This window comes from Thiohalophilus sp., from assembly GCF_034521165.1.
Classification (GTDB): Bacteria; Pseudomonadota; Gammaproteobacteria; order UBA6429; family Thiohalophilaceae; genus Thiohalophilus.
Map to the genome: position 1 here is coordinate 86,342 of NZ_JAXHMV010000012.1, position 17,866 is coordinate 104,207.

Here is a 17,866-nt window from a genome sequence, read left to right on the forward strand (position 1 = left end):
CAAGAACGCGAAGTGTTATTTTGAAAATAAGTTAATATTCAGTTTATCCGGGAGTTGAAATAGACAGTACGATAAAATGGATTTCTTTGCGAACTCTGCGTCTTTGCGTTCCTCTGCGTTAACTTCCACCATCCCGACTAGTTTCCGTCTCTGTCATCCATTTTCTGGTATGGGGGATATAGTGGGCCAGGCCTTCGAGGATGCCGGCGGCGTAGTTGCCGTTCATGTCCAGAAAATCCCCTCGGGCGATATACAGTCGATTCACATAGCCGTTTTGTTCGGCCATTTCTGTGGCCTGTTGCTTGATGGCTTCGCTGGCGTTGTTGACCAGGGTGGCCTGGATTTCACTGGTCAGTACTTCAAGATCATTGCCGCTGTCGCCGGAGAAAACAGTGGTATCGACGGGGAACGCCTGCGACTGCATTAAAAACCGGATCGCCTCCAGCTTGTTGGCCCGTTGCGGAAGAATATCCAGCAGCCCGATCTGCTTGAGATCATCGATACTCCAGATGAGGTTGTAGCGCAGGTGTCGGGCATCCAGCCGCTGTCGGATGTCTCTCAACAGCGTTTCGACAGATATATCGACAGGAGCATAATAACTGAGTTTGTAATCGTTTTGCTTGTGCGCTTCCTGCAGGGTCAGTGCGTCAATATCCTGCAACCAGTCGGCGATATCGGTGCGCTGGTAATCGCCCCAGTCCCGGCTGATCTCTTCCTGCCACGAACTCATCAGCTGCCAGTGACCTCCGTTAATGGTGTATAACGTGGTGCCCACGTCCCCGATAGCATAATCGGGCAGTGGTAAATCCCATTCCCGGATCGCTTCGTTCAATAACACTTTGTCACGCCCGGATACATAGGCCAGATAGACCTCATCCCGTTCAACCAGTCGACGCAAAAGCGGGCGGGCCAGGGTCGATTCGGACGGATGGCCGTTGGGGATCAGGGTTCGATCCAGATCGGTACAGATCAGAACACGCTCAGTCATGGTCGATACGAAACGGGCTTTTGCCCTTGATGGCCCAGTGGCCAATTAACGCGGCAGCGGCACTCCAGCCCTGTTTGCGGGTACCGCCGGGAGTGAGTTTGCTGCCGTGGACAAACTCGGGGAAGCTCCAGGGTGTTTCATCACTGTCCAGGGCGTTGGCCTGATGAATGCCGGCCAGGTACTGCTGTGCAAGCGCCGTTTTGCCGCGGCGGGCCAGGTCGGCGACATAAAAGCCGGTCAGCATCGGCCATAAGCCCCCGTTATGATATTCATGCGGTTTGTTCTTGAACGTATAGGAGAAGGTCATTTGCAGATCCTTCCAGTCCCGATCCGGGGGATGAATGACCGGGTGAAATGCCGGAATCAGGGACAGTTTTTTCGGTGTAATGGTGTGAATAAAATCGTCTACCGCTTCACTCTGTGTTTCCTCGGCCACATCCAGCAGCGACGCAAGAATATTGGCAAAGGCATCGAATCGATAGCCATAGCCGGTGGGAGAGAAAAAGGGCATCCAGTAGCGTCCGGCACAGCCGGATTCCGCTTCCCGCCCCTTGCGATAAAGAATTTCGTGATAGGCATCGTCGGGGATGCCGTCCCCGTTATGAAACCAGTAGTTGGCCTGAATCAGGTGTTTTAGATGAGCGATGCGTTCCTTGAGAGTATGATCGCTGGTGCCCTGCAGATCCTGATGGACGGTTCGCAGGGTGCGCAGTGCCTGGAGATAGAGCAGCTGATCATACAGTACATAACCGGAATGCAGATATTCATCGGCCCAGTCTCCGGCTTGCGGTACATAAATGAGCCCGCGGTTGTTGAACTCCCAGGCGCCGAGCAGGAACCGGATCTTCTCCAGTACCGGCACCATTTTCTCGATGAATTCGCGATCGCCGCTGGCTTTCCAGTATTCACCACAGCCAATGACAAACCAGAGACAGGCATCTACCCGCCCGGTGGTACCGCCGTAACTGACACGTTTCGCGGCCGGGTCCACATTACTGGGAATTTCGCCATGGGGGCCCTGATAGCGCGCCAGGGTGTGCAATGTTTCCCTGGCCGCCTCGAGCAGTTCGGGTTCCTCGGTCAGCAGGGCGGCCAGAGAGAGGATGACCCCGTCACGCGACCAGATGCGCCGATAATTGTTGCTGTCTGTCGGGCTGGCAAGAAAACCGACCCGCGTCCGGCATTCATGCAGGAGATCGCAGGCTTTCTGGTAACCGTTTTCCTCAATGTGATTGGAGGCTGCATGTCTTGACATGGGAACGGGAACTCGCCAAGTTATAGAATCAGTACACAAAGCAGTGTATGTTGATTTGAACAGCGAATCAACGCAGGAGTCCGTGCTTGAAATCTCAGCAACCGTATCAGGTTTATCTCGACCGCGAGCAGCTGGTTCATGCTGCCGTGCAACGCTGGGTGGAACTGGCCAATGAGTCGATCCGTGCCCGCAACAGTTTTCATGTTGCGCTGGCCGGTGGTTCGACACCGAAACCGGTTTACGAATTGTTACAGCGGGAGAATCTCGACTGGGACAAGATCCATCTTTACTGGGGGGATGAGCGGGATGTTCCGGCCGATCATCCCGACAGTAACTACCGGATGGTCCGTGAAGCCCTGATCGATCATGTCCCGATTCCGGAGACCAACGTGCATCCCATCCATGTCCAGCCGGATATTGAAACCACGGTGGTGGCGTATCGCCAGGAGCTGGAAAATGTCAATCGGGGTGCCAATGGACAGCCCTGTTTTGATCTGATTATGCTGGGGGTCGGTGATGATGGACACATCGCATCACTGTTTCCTGAGAGTTCGGCACTGACTGTCAACGATAGTCCGGTAGTCAGTGTCTATGTGGAAAAGCTGAACAGCTGGCGTGTCACCCTGACCTATCCGGTGCTCAATACGGCCCGTTATCTTATGCTGCTGGTCAGTGGCGAGACAAAGGCAGCGGTGATCGCCCGGGTGTTTGGCTCCGAAACCGAACGCAAATTTCCGGTCCAGAAACTGGCTCCACAGGGGCGCATTGAATGGTATCTGGATCAGGCCGCCGCCAGTGAATTGCCGGAGTCGACGTGATTATTGCCGGGGATCTCGGGGGGACAAATTGTCGGCTCCTGCTGGCCGAGGTGCAGGCGGAGCAGCTCGTCATTCATGGCGAACAACATTATCCGGCCCGCGAGTTTGCCGGTTTTGAGACGATTCTGGAACGTTTTCTGGATGAACATGACTGTCAGCATGACATCGTCTCGGCCTGTTTTGCGGTGGCCGGGCCGGTGCGGGAGCGCCGTGTTAGCCTGACCAATCTGCCCTGGACACTGGATAGCGAGCGACTGGAACAGCGCTTTGCCATCCGGCAGGTGAGCCTGATCAATGATTTTGTCGCCAATGCCTACAGCCTGGCGATACTCAATGAGCGCGATTATCACATTCTGCAGACCGGCGAGACGATCGGCGGCAATCGGGCCGTGCTGGGGCCGGGCACCGGTCTGGGTATGGCCCTGGTCAGTACGTACCAGGCAGAGCCGATAGTGATACCCTCGGAAGGGGGGCATATGGACTTCGCCCCGCTGGATGACGAACAGGCCGATCTGCTGCGGTTTTTACGCCACGCGGATAGGCGCGTCAGTTACGAGCAGATCCTGTCGGGCCCCGGACTGGTACGCTTGTATCGCTATTATGCCTGGCGCAACGGCACGGATGCCGAACGGGTATTACAGACTGAGAACCCACCGGCGACCATCAGCCGCCTGGCCCTGGCGGGGGAGGATTTGCAGACTTCGCAGGCACTGGATCTGTTTTTTCGTATCTATGGCAGTTGTGCCGCCAACCTGGCCCTGGTGGGCCTGGCCACCGGCGGCGTTTATCTGGTCGGCGGTATCACGGCCCATCTGCTTGGGGCGCTGGGCGAGAGCGATTTTCTGGCCACCTTCAACAACAAACCGCCCATGAACGAACTGCTGGAAAGTATGCCGATCAAGGCCATCACCACCCCCCGCGCCGGCCTGCTCGGCGCCGCGTGGTATGCGGGGAATATAGATAAATAGATATTTAACGCAAAGAACGCAAAGGCGCTGAGAACGCAAAGAAAATATTGTAAAAATTGGCAGATAACAGTTAGCAGAGATAGACGCGACTGTGCCGCAATTAAAACCGGGTAGGATGCCATACTACGCGCCATCATTTGAGCAGTGCAGAGGAACGAAGAGCAAGGCATGCGGATCAGTACTGTTATCTCTGCGGGTTGTGGAATAAATTAAGTAATAAATTATTCCTTTGCGAACTTTGCGTCTCTGCGTTCTTTGCGTTATTTACAGTGTATAGCTAATACTGCGTTTCATTCTTCGTCGAGCGAGTTGCGCCAGTAGTGGTCTTCGTGGTCGAACAGGCGGGTGTCTTCGGGCGGGCCCCAGCTGCCGGCGGGGTAGGTGTGGATGAATTCGTTGTCGCTGTCCCAGGCCTTGACGACGGGATCAACGACTTCCCAGGCCAGCTGGATTTCATCATAACGTAAAAACAGCGAGCGGTCGTTTTCGATGACATCCAGCAGCAGGGTTTCGTAGGCATCGAGCGGATAGGCGTTGATGCCGCAATAACTGGCGTCCATGCGGGTGGTGTGGGTCTGCATCTCCAGTCCCGGTTCCTTGACCTGCAGTTCCATGCGCAGGCATTCCTGGGGCTGGATACCCAGCAGGATCCAGTTGGGTTTGAGTTTTTCAATCTGGGTCTTGCGAAACAGCTGTTGCGGCGGATGCTTGAAGCGGATGCTGATCATGGAGCTGTTCTGGGCCAGCCGCTTGCCGGTACGCAAATAGAAAGGCACACCGCGCCAGCGCCAGTTATCGATATACAATTTCAGTGACGAATAGGTTTCGGTCGTACTGTCGGGAGGGACGCCGTCTTCATCGACATACCCGGTCACATTACGGCCGTCTATCTTGCCGCGGGTATACTGGGCTCGATAGGCGTGCGCGTTGATGGCGCGCCGGGGAATGGGGCGGATCGATTTGAGCACTTTGACCTTCTCGTCACGCAGGGACTCGGCATCCAGATTGGCCGGGGGCTCCATGGCAACCAGCGTCAGCATCTGCAACAGATGGCTCTGGATCATGTCGCGCATGGCGCCAACCTGATCATAGAATGCGGCACGCCCGGCGATCCCCTGGGTCTCCGAATGGGTGATCTGCACGTGGTCAATGTAATTGCGGTTCCACAACGGTTCCAGCATCAGGTTGGCAAAACGGAACACCAGAACGTTTTGCACCATACCCTTGCCAAGGTAATGATCGATACGAAAAATCTGTTTTTCACGGAAGGTTTTTTGCAGGTTTTCGTCCAGCCGGGTGGCGCTTTGCACGTCGTAGCCGAACGGTTTTTCGATCACCAGACGCCGCCAGCCCTGATCCTCGTTATTCAGCCCCGCGCTGGCAATGGCCTGGCTGACCGCCGAGTAGTAGGAAGGCGGAATCGCCATGTAAAACACCAGGTTCGTCGGGATACTGGTATTGGATTCCAGATAGGCCTTGAGGTCCTGTAATGACTCGCCCCGGGTCATATCCCCACTGAACACATGCAGGCGCTGTAATAGGCGCTGCATAACGTTATCATTCAGGCCATCCCGGGCGCGCTCGCGTAACAGTTCGGTGATCTCGTCATGCCACTGGGTTTCGCTCATTGCCTGGCGGGTAAAACCGACCACGCACATCTCATCCGGAAGCCGGTTCGCTTCTTCCAGATGGTAGAGGGCGGGCAGCAGCTTGTTACGTGCCAGGTTGCCGGTCGCGCCGAAGACAATAAAGGTGCAGGGTTCCAGTTCAATCATTCGGATTTTACCGCATGGCCGCCAAAGGCTTCGCGCATTTTGGCCAGAATCCGGTTGGCGTAGGCCGTCTCATCCTGGCTGGCAAAGCGCATGTGCAGGGCCAGCGCCAGCACTGGCGCGGCGGTGCCCTGATCGATACTCTCCATCACCGTCCAGCGCCCCTCGCCGGAGTCGGCGACATAAGGGCTGATATTGGCCAGCTGCTGATCCTGTTGCAAGAATTCGGCGGAGAGATCCAGCAGCCAGCTGCGCACCACCGAACCGTGACGCCACAGTTCGCTGATCTGCCCCAGATCCAGCTCAAACTCCTGTTTGCCCTGCAGCAGGGCAAAGCCTTCGGCATAGGCCTGCATCATGCCGTATTCGATGCCGTTGTGAATCATCTTGGTGAAGTGGCCGGCACCGGGCGGGCCGACATGGGCCCAGCCATGATCGGGGGACGGCGCCAGCGCCTTGAGGACCGGCAGCAGGGGTTCCACGTGAGCCCGTTCGCCGCCGACCATCATGCAGTAGCCTTCACTCAGGCCCCAGACCCCGCCGGAGGTCCCGGCATCGACAAACCCAATCTGGTGTTCGGCCAGCATGGCCGCGCGGCGCTGGCTGTCGTGATAATTGGCATTGCCCCCGTCGACCACGATATCGCCCGCTTGCAACAGGCCGGGCAGGGACTGCAGGGTTTGTTCGGTGACCTCGCCGGCCGGCAGCATCAGCCAGACGATACGTGGTGTTGGCAGTTGCGTGATGGCCGCTTCCAGATTTTCGGCGGGGATCAGCTTCTCCTCTTCCGCCAGCTGGTTGACGATATCGGGTGAGCGGTTATAGCCCACCACCTCGATATCCTGGCGCAACAGCCGCCGGGCCATATTGGCCCCCATCTTGCCCAGACCAATCAGTGCAATGCGCATGAGTATTCCTGTCCGTTTGAAAATGATGTTATTAACTTAGCACAGCCGGGCCGGGAATGAGAATCGCCCGCCTGATGATCCCGCTTTTCAGTACTACTTTTCAGTACTATGGAAACAACGCAAAGGACGCAAAGACGCAAAGAACGCAAAGGTTTTTGCCTTAAAGAATCGAACAAGGTACCAGGCAAATTCCGGCACTGCCAGGATGGTGAAAAATCACGTTGTACAAACTTTTCTGAATTATTTTCTCAGCGTCCTTTGCGTCTTTGCGTTCTCTGCGTCAATTTCCAGAGATATGAGAAGAGAGAAGTTTCCTACAGTTCGATTTTTTCCTTGTAGGCGGGGAGGTGGGCGTTCCAGTCGTGTTGCTGGCGGAACTGTTCCTGCAGGATTTCGCGTTTATCCTGTTCGCCGTGCACCAGATAGAGTTTCGGTCGGGGTTGGAAGTGGCCGGCCCACTCGAGCAGATGTTGCTGGTCGGCATGAGCGCTGAACCCGCCAAGGGTATGGAGATGGGCTTTGACACTGACGTCGTGACCGAACAGCCTGAGCCGTTCTGTCCCGTCGACCAGGGCGCGGCCGGGGGTCCCGGCGGCCTGAAAGCCGACGATGATCAGATGTGTATTGTTTTTCCAGAGATTGTTTTTCAGGTGGTGACTGATGCGTCCGCCGGTACACATGCCGCTGCCGGCGATGATAATCGCGCCACCGTGAATCTGGTTAATCTGCATCGACTCCTCGACCGTGCGGGTACAACGCAGACCGGGTAACCACTCCTCCCAGCGATGTTTGACCGTCTCGACGAAGGCCTGGGCATCGTCGTCGTTGAACAGATGCAGATAGCGAAAATAGAGTTCGCTGGCGGCAATCGCCATGGGGCTGTCGAGAAAGATCTGACGCTGGGGCAGGCGTCCCTGGCGATAAAACTTGCCCAGCCAGAACAGGATCTCCTGGGTGCGGCCCACGGCGAAGGCGGGGATCAGGACATTGCCACCGGCCTCACTGGCGGCCTGCAGGGCCTGATGAAATTCTTCCACGGTATTGGGGTAAGCGCGATGATTGCGATCCCCGTACGTGGATTCGAGCAACAGGGTATCGGCCTGTTGCAGGAACGCGGGATCCTGCAACAATGGATGGTGCATATTGCCGAGATCGCCGGAGAAGACGAGTCGCCGGGGCGGGTCGCTATCCTCGAGTGTCAGTTCCACAATCCCCGAGCCGAGGATATGACCGGCATCATGATACTGAAGCTGTACATCCGGGCAAATCGGGATACGTTGCCGGTAATCGAGGGTCTGGCGTTGTTGCAGTGTGGTCTCGACATCCTGGTCGGTATACAGCGGCTCGAGCGGGGCCTTGCCGGCACGATGGCGCTGTTTGTTTTCCCATTCGGTATCTTTCATCTGTAAAAAGGCCGCATCGTGCAGCATGATATCGAGGAGATCGTGGGTGGCCCGGGTCATGTATATTGGCCCCCGATAGCCCTCCTTCACCAGTTTGGGTAACAGGCCGCTGTGATCCAGATGAGCGTGCGAGAGCACCACCGCGTCGATCTCGGCCACGCTGAACTCGAAGGGCGCTTCATTGGCCTGATCGGCGCCGCGGCCCTGATGCAAACCACACTCGAGCAACAGGGTGCTGCGAGCGGTGCGTATCAGATAGGCCGAACCGGTGACTTCGCCGATGGCCCCGAGAAACTGCAGACTTGCCATACGTGCCTCCTGTGTGGCCGTCAGTGCCGGGTTCTGTGCTGACACTCTACACGCAAAACAGATGTCTGTAATACAGGTAGAAATGCGAGATGTTCCGCGGCGACTGTCGGGCGTGTCGGCCACAAGGGATGAGTCAGCATATGGCCACGGGGAAGCGTTTCAGTCTGAGCCGTTGCGGGGTGGATCGCACTATTCAAACTGTTTTTGTCAACTATACTGAAAATAACAGGACGATATCCTTCTCCAACGCTCGGGCCTCGGCCCGACCAACCCTCAATCATGAGGAAGGAGGTCAGTGATGAGAAGGCGGTTATATTTTGTGCTTCCCGATGTCAAATCGGCCCAGGCGATTCATGACGAATTGTTGCTGGCGAAAGTTGAGGAGCGGCATATTCATGTGCTGGCCCGTTCCGATAGGGATCTGGGCGATCTGCCCGAAGCGTCCCTGCTGCAGCGCAGCGATCTGGTGCATGGCGCCCAGCTCGGGGCAATTGTCGGGGCCTTTGCCGGTGTGTTGCTCGGCAGTCTGGCCGTCATGATGGGCTATATCGTTTCCGGACTGGAGGTCTGGTCGGTCGGCTCGATCACCGTCGGCGGGGCCCTGATCGGGCTGTTTGCCTCGACCATGGTGGCGGTCAACATTCCCAATACCCGGCTGAAGGGCTTCTGGGCCCAGATCGAACAGGGGCGCCTGTTGATGATGGTCGATGTGCCGGTGGAACAGGTGGAAACGCTCTCGAAGCGGGTCAAACAGCACCACCCCGAAGCCGATGTGCGTGATGTCGATCCGACCATTCCGGCATTTCCCTGAGCCGATGGTAGTTGCAGGCCTTGCATGCTGCGGGGTAAGGCGGTAAATTTCACTCCGCAGGATTGCCGGGTCTATATATAAGGTGTTACAATCCGGCACGAATTTGGTGTTATTCAGGAAGTGGGCCTCGCGCCCACTTTTTGTTTAGGGGTGTACCGAAAAATGGGACGGGCAACAGACAGGCTGACCACACTGATCGCCTCGGCCGTACAGGCGCTGGGTTACGAGCTGGTGGGCGTTGAGCACCAGTCCCAGGGCAGGCATACAGTGGTTCGGGTCTTTATTGATTCGCCAGAGGGTATCACCCTGGAAGATTGCGAGCAGGCCAGTCACCAGATCAGCGGTGTGCTGGATGTCGAGGATCCGATCCGGGGGCAGTATAATCTCGAGGTCTCCTCGCCGGGACTGGATCGACCCCTGTTTACGTCTGAACATTACACCCGCTTTATCGGTGAGAAAGTCAGACTGCGCCTGCGCCATGCGGTTGACGGGCGGCGCAAGCTGGCGGGACGTATCGAGAGCGTGGATGACAATGTCGTCCGGATTATCGATGACGCTGGTGAGGCGTATGAATTAAACGTGGATCAGGTTGAAAAAGCCAATCTGATCCCCGATTACGATGCGATTATGCAGAGTCATTAATCGCTTTGTGAAACGAAGCGACAACGGATTTAAACAGTTAGCTTGCATTTGATTTTGCTTTCAGAGGCCGGGTTATGAACAAAGAAATTTTGATGGTGGTTGATGCGGTATCCAACGAGAAAGGCGTGGAGAAGGATACCATTTTTGGCGCCATCGAGGGTGCGCTGGCCACGGCGACCAAAAAGCGTTACAACACCGATGTCGATCTGCGCGTCAGTATCGACAGAGACAATGGTGACTATCAAACCTTTCGTCGCTGGGAAGTGGTGGAAGATGATGGCATGGAGCACCCGGAGCGCGAAACCACAGTAAGCGCGGCCCAGGTTGAAGAGCCGGATATTCAGGTTGGCGAGTTTGTCGAGGAAGAGGTCGAGTCGATCGAGTTCGGTCGTATTGCCGCCCAGACCGCCAAACAGGTTATCGTGCAGAAAGTCCGCGAAGCCGAGCGCGCGCAGATTATTGAAGAATATGAAAGCAAGGTCGGCCAGCTGGTGATGGGTGTGGTCAAACGGGTTGAACGGGGCAATGTCTATCTTGACCTGGGCGGAAACGCCGATGCGATTATCCCGCGCGAAGACATGATTCCGCGTGAATCGGTACGCCCCGGTGATCGGGTTCGCGGCTATCTCAAGGAGATTCGTCCCGAAGCGCGTGGCCCGCAGCTGTTTGTCAGCCGCACCGCGCCCGAGTTTTTGATTGAACTGTTCAAGATTGAAGTCCCTGAAGTCGGTGAAGGTCTGATCGATATTCTCGGTGCCTCGCGCGATCCCGGCTCCCGTGCCAAGATTGCGGTACGCAGTAATGATTCGCGCATCGATCCGGTCGGTGCCTGTGTAGGCATGCGCGGTTCGCGGGTCCAGGCCGTGTCCAACGAGCTGTCCGGCGAGCGTATCGATATAGTCCTGTGGGACGAGAACCCCGCCCAGTTTGTGATCAACGCCATGTCACCGGCGGATGTTGAATCCATCGTAGTGGATGAAGATACCAACACCATGGATATCGCCGTGGCCGAGGAGCAGCTGTCCCAGGCCATCGGTCGGGGTGGCCAGAACGTCAAGCTGGCCAGTGAGCTGACCCGCTGGACATTGAATGTCATGTCCGTCGCGGATATGGAGTCCAAGAGCGAAGAGGAATCCGAGCGGGTTCAAAAACAGTTCATGCACTCACTGGACGTGGATGAAGAAGTGGCTTCGATCCTGGTACAGGAAGGCTTCACAACCATTGATGAGGTTGCCTACGTCCCCATGGATGAACTGCTGGCGATTGAGGAATTCGACGAGTCGATTGCTGAAGAATTACGTGGCCGGGCCAAGGATGTCCTGTTGACCCGGGCCATCAGCAGCGAGGAAACCGTCGACAGCACCGAGCCGGCCGAAGACTTGCTCAACATGGAAGGTATGGATCAGAACCTGGCCTACAAACTGGCCGGCAAGGGAATCTGCAGCATGGAAGATCTGGCCGAGCAATCTGTCGACGAGCTGATGGAAATTGATGAGATGGATGAAGAGAAAGCCGCGCAACTGATTATGAAAGCGCGTGAACCCTGGTTTGCCGAAGAACAGAGTCAGTAACGACAAACCAGAACGCTGAGGAAGCAGGAGAGAGAGTATATGGCAGATGTAACCGTCCGACAGTTCGCAGAAGTGGTAGGTATATCGGTAGATCGGCTGCTGGAACAATTCAAGGAAGCAGGCCTGCCGGTGTCCGACGCTGATGCGATGATTACGGATGCCGAAAAGATGGAATTGCTGTCGTTCCTGCGCAATAAACATGGCGCGGATGGCAGTGGTCTCAAGGAACCGAAAAAAATCACCTTGAGCCGCAAGTCAACCAGCGAGCTTCGCCAGACCGGTGGGCAGAGCAAAGGTAAATCAGTCACCGTCGAAGTGCGCAAGAAACGGACCTACGTCAAGCGCAGTACGGTGATGGAGCAGGAACAGGAGAAGGCCGAAAAAGTGCTGGCTGAAAAGGCCAAGCTGGAAGAAGAGCGACGTCAGGCCGAGGAAGCGGCCAAGCAGCGCGAGGCGGAACTGCAGGCCAAACGCAGCGCCGAGGAAGAAGAACGCAAGGCGCGCGAAGTCGAACTCGAAGCCAAGCGCAAGGCCGAAGAAGACGCGGCCGCCGCCAAACAGCAGCAGGAAGAGATCGCACGCAAACAGGCCGAGGAAGCCAAGGAAACCAAGCCGGGCGCGCGTCCGAGCAAGGCCAAAAAGGGTAAGGAACGCACCCGTGAAGAAGAGGATCGGGCTACCCGTTACGGCCGCCAGGAGTTGCACGTTACCGCCGACAAGTCGGGCAAGCGTCGCAAGCGTTCCTCGGGCAAACCGCGCCCTGCGGCAGCCGGTTCATCCGGGGAGCACGGTTTTAAGCGGCCCAATGCGCCGATCGTGCATGAAGTGGCGCTGCCTGAAACCATTACCGTCTCCGAACTGGCACAGAAGATGTCCGTCAAGGCGGCCGAAGTCATCAAGGTCATGATGGGAATGGGCTCCATGGTGACGATAAACCAGGTGCTGGATCAGGATACCGCGGCGCTCGTTGTTGATGAAATGGGGCATAACGTCAAGCTGCTCAAGGCCGATGCGATTGAAGAAGATCTGGTCGTCGAGGATGAAGTCGGTGAAGCGGTTCACCGTGCGCCGGTTGTGACCATAATGGGCCATGTCGACCATGGCAAAACCTCGCTGCTGGATTACATCCGCCGCAGCAAGGTGGCGTCTGGTGAAGCCGGTGGTATTACCCAGCATATCGGCGCCTACCATGTCGAACAGGAAAACGGCGATATTACCTTTCTGGATACCCCGGGCCATGCGGCATTTACGGCCATGCGTGCCCGTGGTGCACAGGCAACGGACATCGTGATTCTGGTGGTCGCTGCCGACGATGGCGTTATGCCCCAGACCAAGGAAGCCGTGCAGCACGCCAAGGCGGCCGGTGTGCCGTTGATCGTGGCGGTCAACAAGATGGATAAACCCGAAGCCGATCCGGATCGGGTCAAGAATGAACTGGCACAGCTGGATGTCATTCCCGAGGAGTGGGGTGGCGATACCATGTTTGTGCATGTTTCCGCCGAAACCGGCGAGGGTATCGAGTCACTGCTGGAGGCGATCCTGCTGGTTTCCGAAGTGCAGGAACTCAAGGCGACCTGCGAGGGCAATGCTCAGGGCGTGGTGATCGAATCGCGTCTGGATAAGGGGCGCGGCCCGGTGGCCACGGTTCTGGTTCAGAAAGGTACTCTGCGCAAGGGCGATATCCTGCTGGCCGGTCTTGAGTACGGCCGCGTGCGCGCCATGCTCAATGAAAAGGCCGAACAGGTGGAAGAGGCCGGTCCCTCGATTCCGGTCGAGATCCTGGGTCTTTCCGGCACGCCCAATGCCGGTGACGATGCGGTGGTTGTGCCCAACGAACGTAAGGCGCGTGAAGTGGCCATGTACCGTCAGGGCAAATTCCGCGATGTGAAACTGGCCCGTCAGCAGGCCGCCAAGCTGGAAAACATGTTCTCGCAAATGGAAGAGGGCGAGGTCGGCGTGGTCAACGTCGTGCTCAAGGGCGATGTGCAGGGTTCGGTCGAAGCCATTACCGACGCGCTGGAAAAACTTTCCACCGACGAGGTCAAGGTCAAGATCGTCGCCAGTGGCGTGGGCGGCATTACCGAGTCTGACGTCAACCTGGCCGTGGCTTCCAACGCGATTTTGATCGGCTTTAACGTGCGTGCCGATGCGGTGGCCAAGCGCCTGATCGACGAGGAAGAGGTCGACCTGCATTACTACAGCGTCATTTACGATTTGATCGATGAAGTGAAAGCCGCGATGAGCGGTCTGCTTTCGCCCGAGACCCGCGAACAGATCATTGGCCTGGCCGAAGTTCGGGATGTCTTCCGTTCCCCCAAACTGGGCGCCATCGCCGGTTGCATGGTCACCGAGGGCGTGGTCAAGCGGCATAACCCGATTCGCGTATTGCGCGAGAACGTGGTGATTTACGAAGGGGAACTGGAGTCCCTGCGCCGTTACAAGGACGATGTGAACGAAGTGAAGCAGGGTATGGAATGCGGCATCGGCGTCAAGAACTACAATGACGTCAAGGTCGGCGATCAAATTGAAGTCTATGAACGGTTCCAGGTCGCTCGTCAGATCTGATCCGCCACAGACAGCGTTTATTACCCAACGGCAGGCTCATGGCCAAAGACTTCAGTCGCACCCGGCGTATCGGCGAACAGATGCAGCGCGAACTGGCGACCCTGATTCAGCAGGAGATCCAGGATCCGCGCCTGGGCATGGTGACCGTTTCCGCCGTGGAGGTCTCCCGCGACCTGGCACATGCCAAGGTCTTTATTACCGTGCTCGACGATCAACAACAGGATATTGCCGCCAGCCTGGATGTGCTTAACCGGGCCGGCGGTTTTCTGCGTCATGAACTGGGGCGGCGCATGACCCTGCGTACCGTCCCGGCGTTACGTTTCGTGTACGACGAATCCATGGCGCGGGGCAACGCCCTGTCGCAACTGATCGATGCCGCGGTCAAATCCGACAAGCAACGCGACGAGTGAGGTAGTCAGTCAGTGGCAAGGCGTCGTCCCAAAGGCCGTCCCGTTAACGGCATTCTGTTACTCGACAAACCGATCGGCTTGACCTCCAATGCCGCATTGCAGCAGGTCAAGCGGCTGTTCAAGGCCGCCAAGGCCGGCCATACCGGCAATCTGGATCCGCTGGCCAGCGGGCTGTTGCCGCTCTGTTTCGGCGAGGCGACCAAGTTTTCCGGCTTTTTGCTCGATTCGGACAAGCGCTATCTGGCCACCTGCCAGCTGGGGGTCACCACCACCAGTGCCGACGCCGAGGGCGAGGTACTGGAACGCAAGCCGGTGGGGGATTACAGCCGGGCCGAGGTCGAGGCGATTCTGGCGCGGTTTCTCGGTGAGATTGAGCAGATCCCGCCGATGCACTCGGCCATCAAGGTCAACGGCCAGCCGCTGTACAAGCTCGCCCATCAGGGCAAGGAAATCGAGCGGCAGCCGCGCCGGATTACCATCCATCGCCTGGAGCTGGTCAGCCTGGAGGGCGATCAGATGGTGCTGGAAGTGCATTGTTCCAAGGGGACGTATGTCCGCACGCTGGCCGAGGATATCGGCCACCAGCTGGGCTGTGGCGCCCATCTGTCGGCCCTGCGGCGCACGGCCGCCGGCCCCTTTTCCGTGGCGGACGCGGTCACCCTGTCCGAGCTGGAACAACGGGCCGAGAATGGCGACCTGGCGGCCCTGGATCGGGCCCTGCTGCCGGTCGAGGCGGCACTGGATGACTGGCCCGAGCTGGTGCTGACGGACAACACGGCCTATTACCTGCGTCAGGGGCAGGCGGTGCAGATCACCCGGGCCCCGACCAGCGGTCTGGTGCGCCTGTTTGTCGGCGACGAGCACCGTTTTATCGGGGTGGGGCGAATTCTGGGTGACGGCCGGGTGGCCCCCCAGCGACTGGTGAGCGGCGCCGGCTGAGGCGGGCGCCACAAAGCGAAAAAAGCGGGCATTTCCTCACGGAATGCTTGTATAACCGACCGGGGCGCGGGTAAAATACGCGCTCTGATTTTCAGGTAAAATGATTGCAGAACAGGAGCTTGCGAATGGCCTTAAGCGCCGAACATAAGTCAACGATTGTGAACGAATATGCCCGCTCTACCGGTGATACCGGTTCCGCGGAAGTCCAGGTTGCGTTGCTGACTGCTCGGATTACCGAACTGTCCGATCACTTCAAGACCCACAAGCAGGATCACCATTCCCGTCAGGGGCTGCTGCGCATGGTCAGCAAACGGCGGAAATTGCTCGATTACCTGAAAAACCGGGATCTGGAGCGTTATCGCCAGCTGATTACCAGTCTGGGTCTGCGCAAGTAATTCACGCCGGTAGAAGGACAATTCATGGCAGTTACAACAAAAGAATTCAAATACGGGGATCACACCGTCACGCTGGAAACCGGCGAAATTGCCCGCCAGGCGACCGGCGCTGTCAAAATCCGCATGGGCGAGACGGTGGTGCTGGTGACAGTGGTGGCGCAAAAAGAGGCGGTTGAAGGCCGCGACTTTTTCCCGCTCACGGTCAATTACCAGGAAAAAACCTACGCGGTAGGACGCATTCCGGGCGGCTTTCTCAAGCGAGAAGGGCGACCGTCGGAAACCGAAACCCTCACCTGCCGCCTCATCGATCGCCCCATCCGTCCGCTGTTCCCCAAAAGTTTTGCCAACGAAGTCCAGGTTATCGCCACGGTCCTCTCGCTGGATCCGGAAGTGAACCCCGATATCGTCGCCCTGCTGGGTACCTCGGCCGCGCTGGCGGTTTCCGGTGTACCGTTTAACGGTCCGATCGGCGCCGCTCGCGTCGGCTACAAGGACGGTAACTACCTGCTGAACCCGGGGAGCGAGGCGCTGGAAACCTCCGAGCTGGATCTGGTGGTCGCCGGCACCGAAAACGCCGTGCTGATGGTGGAATCCGAGGCCCAGCTGCTCAGTGAAGAGGTCATGCTGGGTGCCGTCATGTACGGTCACGAACAGATGCAGACCGCGATCGATGCCATCAAGGCTTTTGCCGCCGAAGGCGGTAATCCCGCCTGGGACTGGCAGCCGCCGGCCGTGAACGAGGCTCTGCATCAGGCCGTCGCCGAACTGGGCGAGGCGAAGATCAACGAAGCCTATACCATCAAGGAAAAGATGGCCCGTTATGATCGCCTGGGTGAAATTCGCAACGAGATCCTGGAAAAACTGGTCTCCGACGAGGCGGGCGGTTACAGCGAATCGGATGTCCAGGGCGCCATTGGCAAGCTGGAGAAAAAAGTCGTTCGCAGCCGTATCATCAACGGCGAGCCGCGGATCGACGGCCGCGATACCCGCACCGTGCGCGATATTACCGTGAAAACCGGCGTCCTGCCGCGTACCCACGGCTCGGCCCTGTTTACCCGTGGCGAAACCCAGGCGCTGGTGGTGACCACGCTGGGGACCGATCGCGATTCCCAGGTCGTTGACGCGCTGGAAGGCACCTATCGTGAGCCCTTCATGCTGCAGTATAACTTCCCGCCCTACTGCGTGGGCGAAACCGGCCGTACCGGCACGCCCGGTCGACGTGAAATCGGCCACGGGCGTCTCGCCAAACGGGGCGTCATGGGCGTGATGCCGGATATGGACGAGTATCCCTATTCATTGCGGGTCGTTTCCGAGATCACCGAGTCCAACGGCTCCAGCTCCATGGCTTCCGTGTGCGGCTCCAGCCTCTCCATGATGGACGCCGGCGTGCCGCTCAAGGCTCCCGTGGCCGGCATCGCCATGGGCCTGATCAAGGAAGAGAACAAGTTTGCGGTGCTGACCGACATCCTGGGGGACGAGGATCACCTGGGCGACATGGACTTCAAGGTGGCTGGCAGCGAAGACGGCGTCACCGCCCTGCAGATGGACATCAAGATCGACGGCATTACCCGTGAAATCATGCAGGCCGCCCTCGACCAGGCCAAAGAAGGCCGTCTGCACATTCTGGGCAAGATGAATGCCGTGCTCGACAAGCCCCGTCAGGAGCTCTCCAGCTACGCGCCGCGCTTTATCACCATGAAGATCAACCCGGACAAGATCCGCGACGTGATCGGCAAGGGCGGCGCCACCATCCGGGCCATCACCGAGGAGACCGGCACCAGCATCGACATCACCGATGACGGCGTGGTCAAAATCGCCTCCAATGACCAGACCGCCGCGGAGGAAGCCCGCCGCCAGGTCGAGCAACTCACCGCCGATGTCGAAGTGGGCAAGGTCTACGAAGGCAAGGTCGCCAAGCTGATGGATTTCGGTGCCTTTGTCACCATCCTGCCCGGCAAGGACGGCCTGGTCCACGTCTCGCAGATCTGCGAAGAGCGCGTCGAGAACGTCAGCGACAAGCTCAAGGAAGGCGAGATGGTCAAGGTCAAGGTCCTGGAGATCGACAAACAGGGCCGTATCCGCCTCAGCATGAAGGCCGTCGGCCAGTAAGCC

The 17,866-nt window shown here is 57.8% G+C and carries 15 protein-coding genes; 10 read left to right on the forward strand and 5 right to left on the reverse strand.

The genetic code is table 11. From position 1 onward, the window contains the following. Window positions 1-118: 118 nt before the first annotated feature. Window positions 119-988 carry an HAD-IIB family hydrolase gene (locus U5K34_RS11565; RefSeq protein ID WP_322568552.1) on the reverse strand — a complete coding sequence of 290 codons (870 nt, stop codon included), beginning with the start codon at window positions 986-988 and terminating at the stop codon, window positions 119-121. After that, on the reverse strand, window positions 981-2,243 hold the full coding sequence (locus U5K34_RS11570) for an amylo-alpha-1,6-glucosidase (RefSeq protein ID WP_322568553.1): 1,263 nt from the start codon (window positions 2,241-2,243) through the stop codon (window positions 981-983). Before U5K34_RS11570 ends, U5K34_RS11565 begins: the two co-directional genes overlap by 8 nt. An 86-nt stretch (window positions 2,244-2,329) precedes the next feature. On the opposite strand from U5K34_RS11570, the gene pgl reads away from it, so the two are divergent. Both pgl and glk read left to right on the forward strand, forming a co-directional pair. After that, window positions 2,330-3,061 (forward strand): 6-phosphogluconolactonase, encoded by a 732-nt coding sequence (gene pgl, locus U5K34_RS11575; protein ID WP_322568554.1) that lies wholly within the window; start codon window positions 2,330-2,332, stop codon window positions 3,059-3,061. After that, window positions 3,058-4,029, forward strand: a complete 972-nt coding sequence (gene glk, locus U5K34_RS11580; RefSeq protein WP_322568555.1) for a glucokinase — start codon at window positions 3,058-3,060, stop codon at window positions 4,027-4,029. The genes pgl and glk overlap by 4 nt, the downstream gene beginning before the upstream one ends. Before the next feature lie 290 nt (window positions 4,030-4,319). Here the strand turns inward: glk and zwf are convergent, their stop codons facing one another. The 3 genes from zwf to U5K34_RS11595 form a co-directional block, all read right to left on the reverse strand. After that, window positions 4,320-5,804, reverse strand: a complete 1,485-nt coding sequence (zwf, locus tag U5K34_RS11585) for a glucose-6-phosphate dehydrogenase (RefSeq protein WP_322568556.1) — start codon at window positions 5,802-5,804, stop codon at window positions 4,320-4,322. Continuing rightward, window positions 5,801-6,709 carry a phosphogluconate dehydrogenase (NAD(+)-dependent, decarboxylating) gene (gene gnd, locus U5K34_RS11590; protein ID WP_322568557.1) on the reverse strand — a complete coding sequence of 303 codons (909 nt, stop codon included), beginning with the start codon at window positions 6,707-6,709 and terminating at the stop codon, window positions 5,801-5,803. Before gnd ends, zwf begins: the two co-directional genes overlap by 4 nt. Window positions 6,710-7,023: 314 nt before the next feature. Further along, a complete protein-coding gene (locus tag U5K34_RS11595) occupies window positions 7,024-8,421 on the reverse strand; it encodes an MBL fold metallo-hydrolase (RefSeq protein ID WP_322568558.1) in 1,398 nt (465 codons plus the stop codon). A gap of 298 nt (window positions 8,422-8,719) precedes the next feature. On the opposite strand from U5K34_RS11595, the gene U5K34_RS11600 reads away from it, so the two are divergent. The 8 genes from U5K34_RS11600 to pnp all read left to right on the forward strand — a co-directional run bounded on the left by U5K34_RS11600 (window position 8,720) and on the right by pnp (window position 17,863). Then, entirely contained in the window at window positions 8,720-9,232 is a 513-nt protein-coding gene (locus U5K34_RS11600) for a hypothetical protein (protein ID WP_322568559.1), read from the forward strand. 162 nt (window positions 9,233-9,394) lie between these two features. After that, window positions 9,395-9,874 carry a ribosome maturation factor RimP gene (gene rimP, locus U5K34_RS11605; protein ID WP_322568560.1) on the forward strand — a complete coding sequence of 160 codons (480 nt, stop codon included), beginning with the start codon at window positions 9,395-9,397 and terminating at the stop codon, window positions 9,872-9,874. 74 nt (window positions 9,875-9,948) lie between these two features. Beyond that, a complete protein-coding gene (gene nusA, locus U5K34_RS11610) occupies window positions 9,949-11,445 on the forward strand; it encodes a transcription termination factor NusA (RefSeq protein WP_322568561.1) in 1,497 nt (498 codons plus the stop codon). 39 nt (window positions 11,446-11,484) lie between these two features. Continuing rightward, the gene (infB, locus tag U5K34_RS11615; protein ID WP_322568562.1) at window positions 11,485-14,010 is read left to right on the forward strand and encodes a translation initiation factor IF-2; all 2,526 of its coding nucleotides are present in this window, start codon (window positions 11,485-11,487) and stop codon (window positions 14,008-14,010) included. 38 nt (window positions 14,011-14,048) lie between these two features. Beyond that, entirely contained in the window at window positions 14,049-14,420 is a 372-nt protein-coding gene (gene rbfA, locus U5K34_RS11620) for a 30S ribosome-binding factor RbfA (protein WP_322568563.1), read from the forward strand. Window positions 14,421-14,432: 12 nt separating this feature from the next. Then, window positions 14,433-15,359: a tRNA pseudouridine(55) synthase TruB gene (gene truB, locus U5K34_RS11625; RefSeq protein WP_322568564.1), complete on the forward strand. Its 927-nt coding sequence runs from the start codon at window positions 14,433-14,435 to the stop codon at window positions 15,357-15,359. A gap of 125 nt (window positions 15,360-15,484) precedes the next feature. Continuing rightward, window positions 15,485-15,754, forward strand: coding sequence for a 30S ribosomal protein S15 (gene rpsO / locus U5K34_RS11630; protein WP_310692457.1), 270 nt, complete (start codon window positions 15,485-15,487; stop codon window positions 15,752-15,754). Between the two features lie 24 nt (window positions 15,755-15,778). Beyond that, on the forward strand, window positions 15,779-17,863 hold the full coding sequence (gene pnp / locus U5K34_RS11635; RefSeq protein WP_322568565.1) for a polyribonucleotide nucleotidyltransferase: 2,085 nt from the start codon (window positions 15,779-15,781) through the stop codon (window positions 17,861-17,863). Window positions 17,864-17,866: the final 3 nt, after the last annotated feature.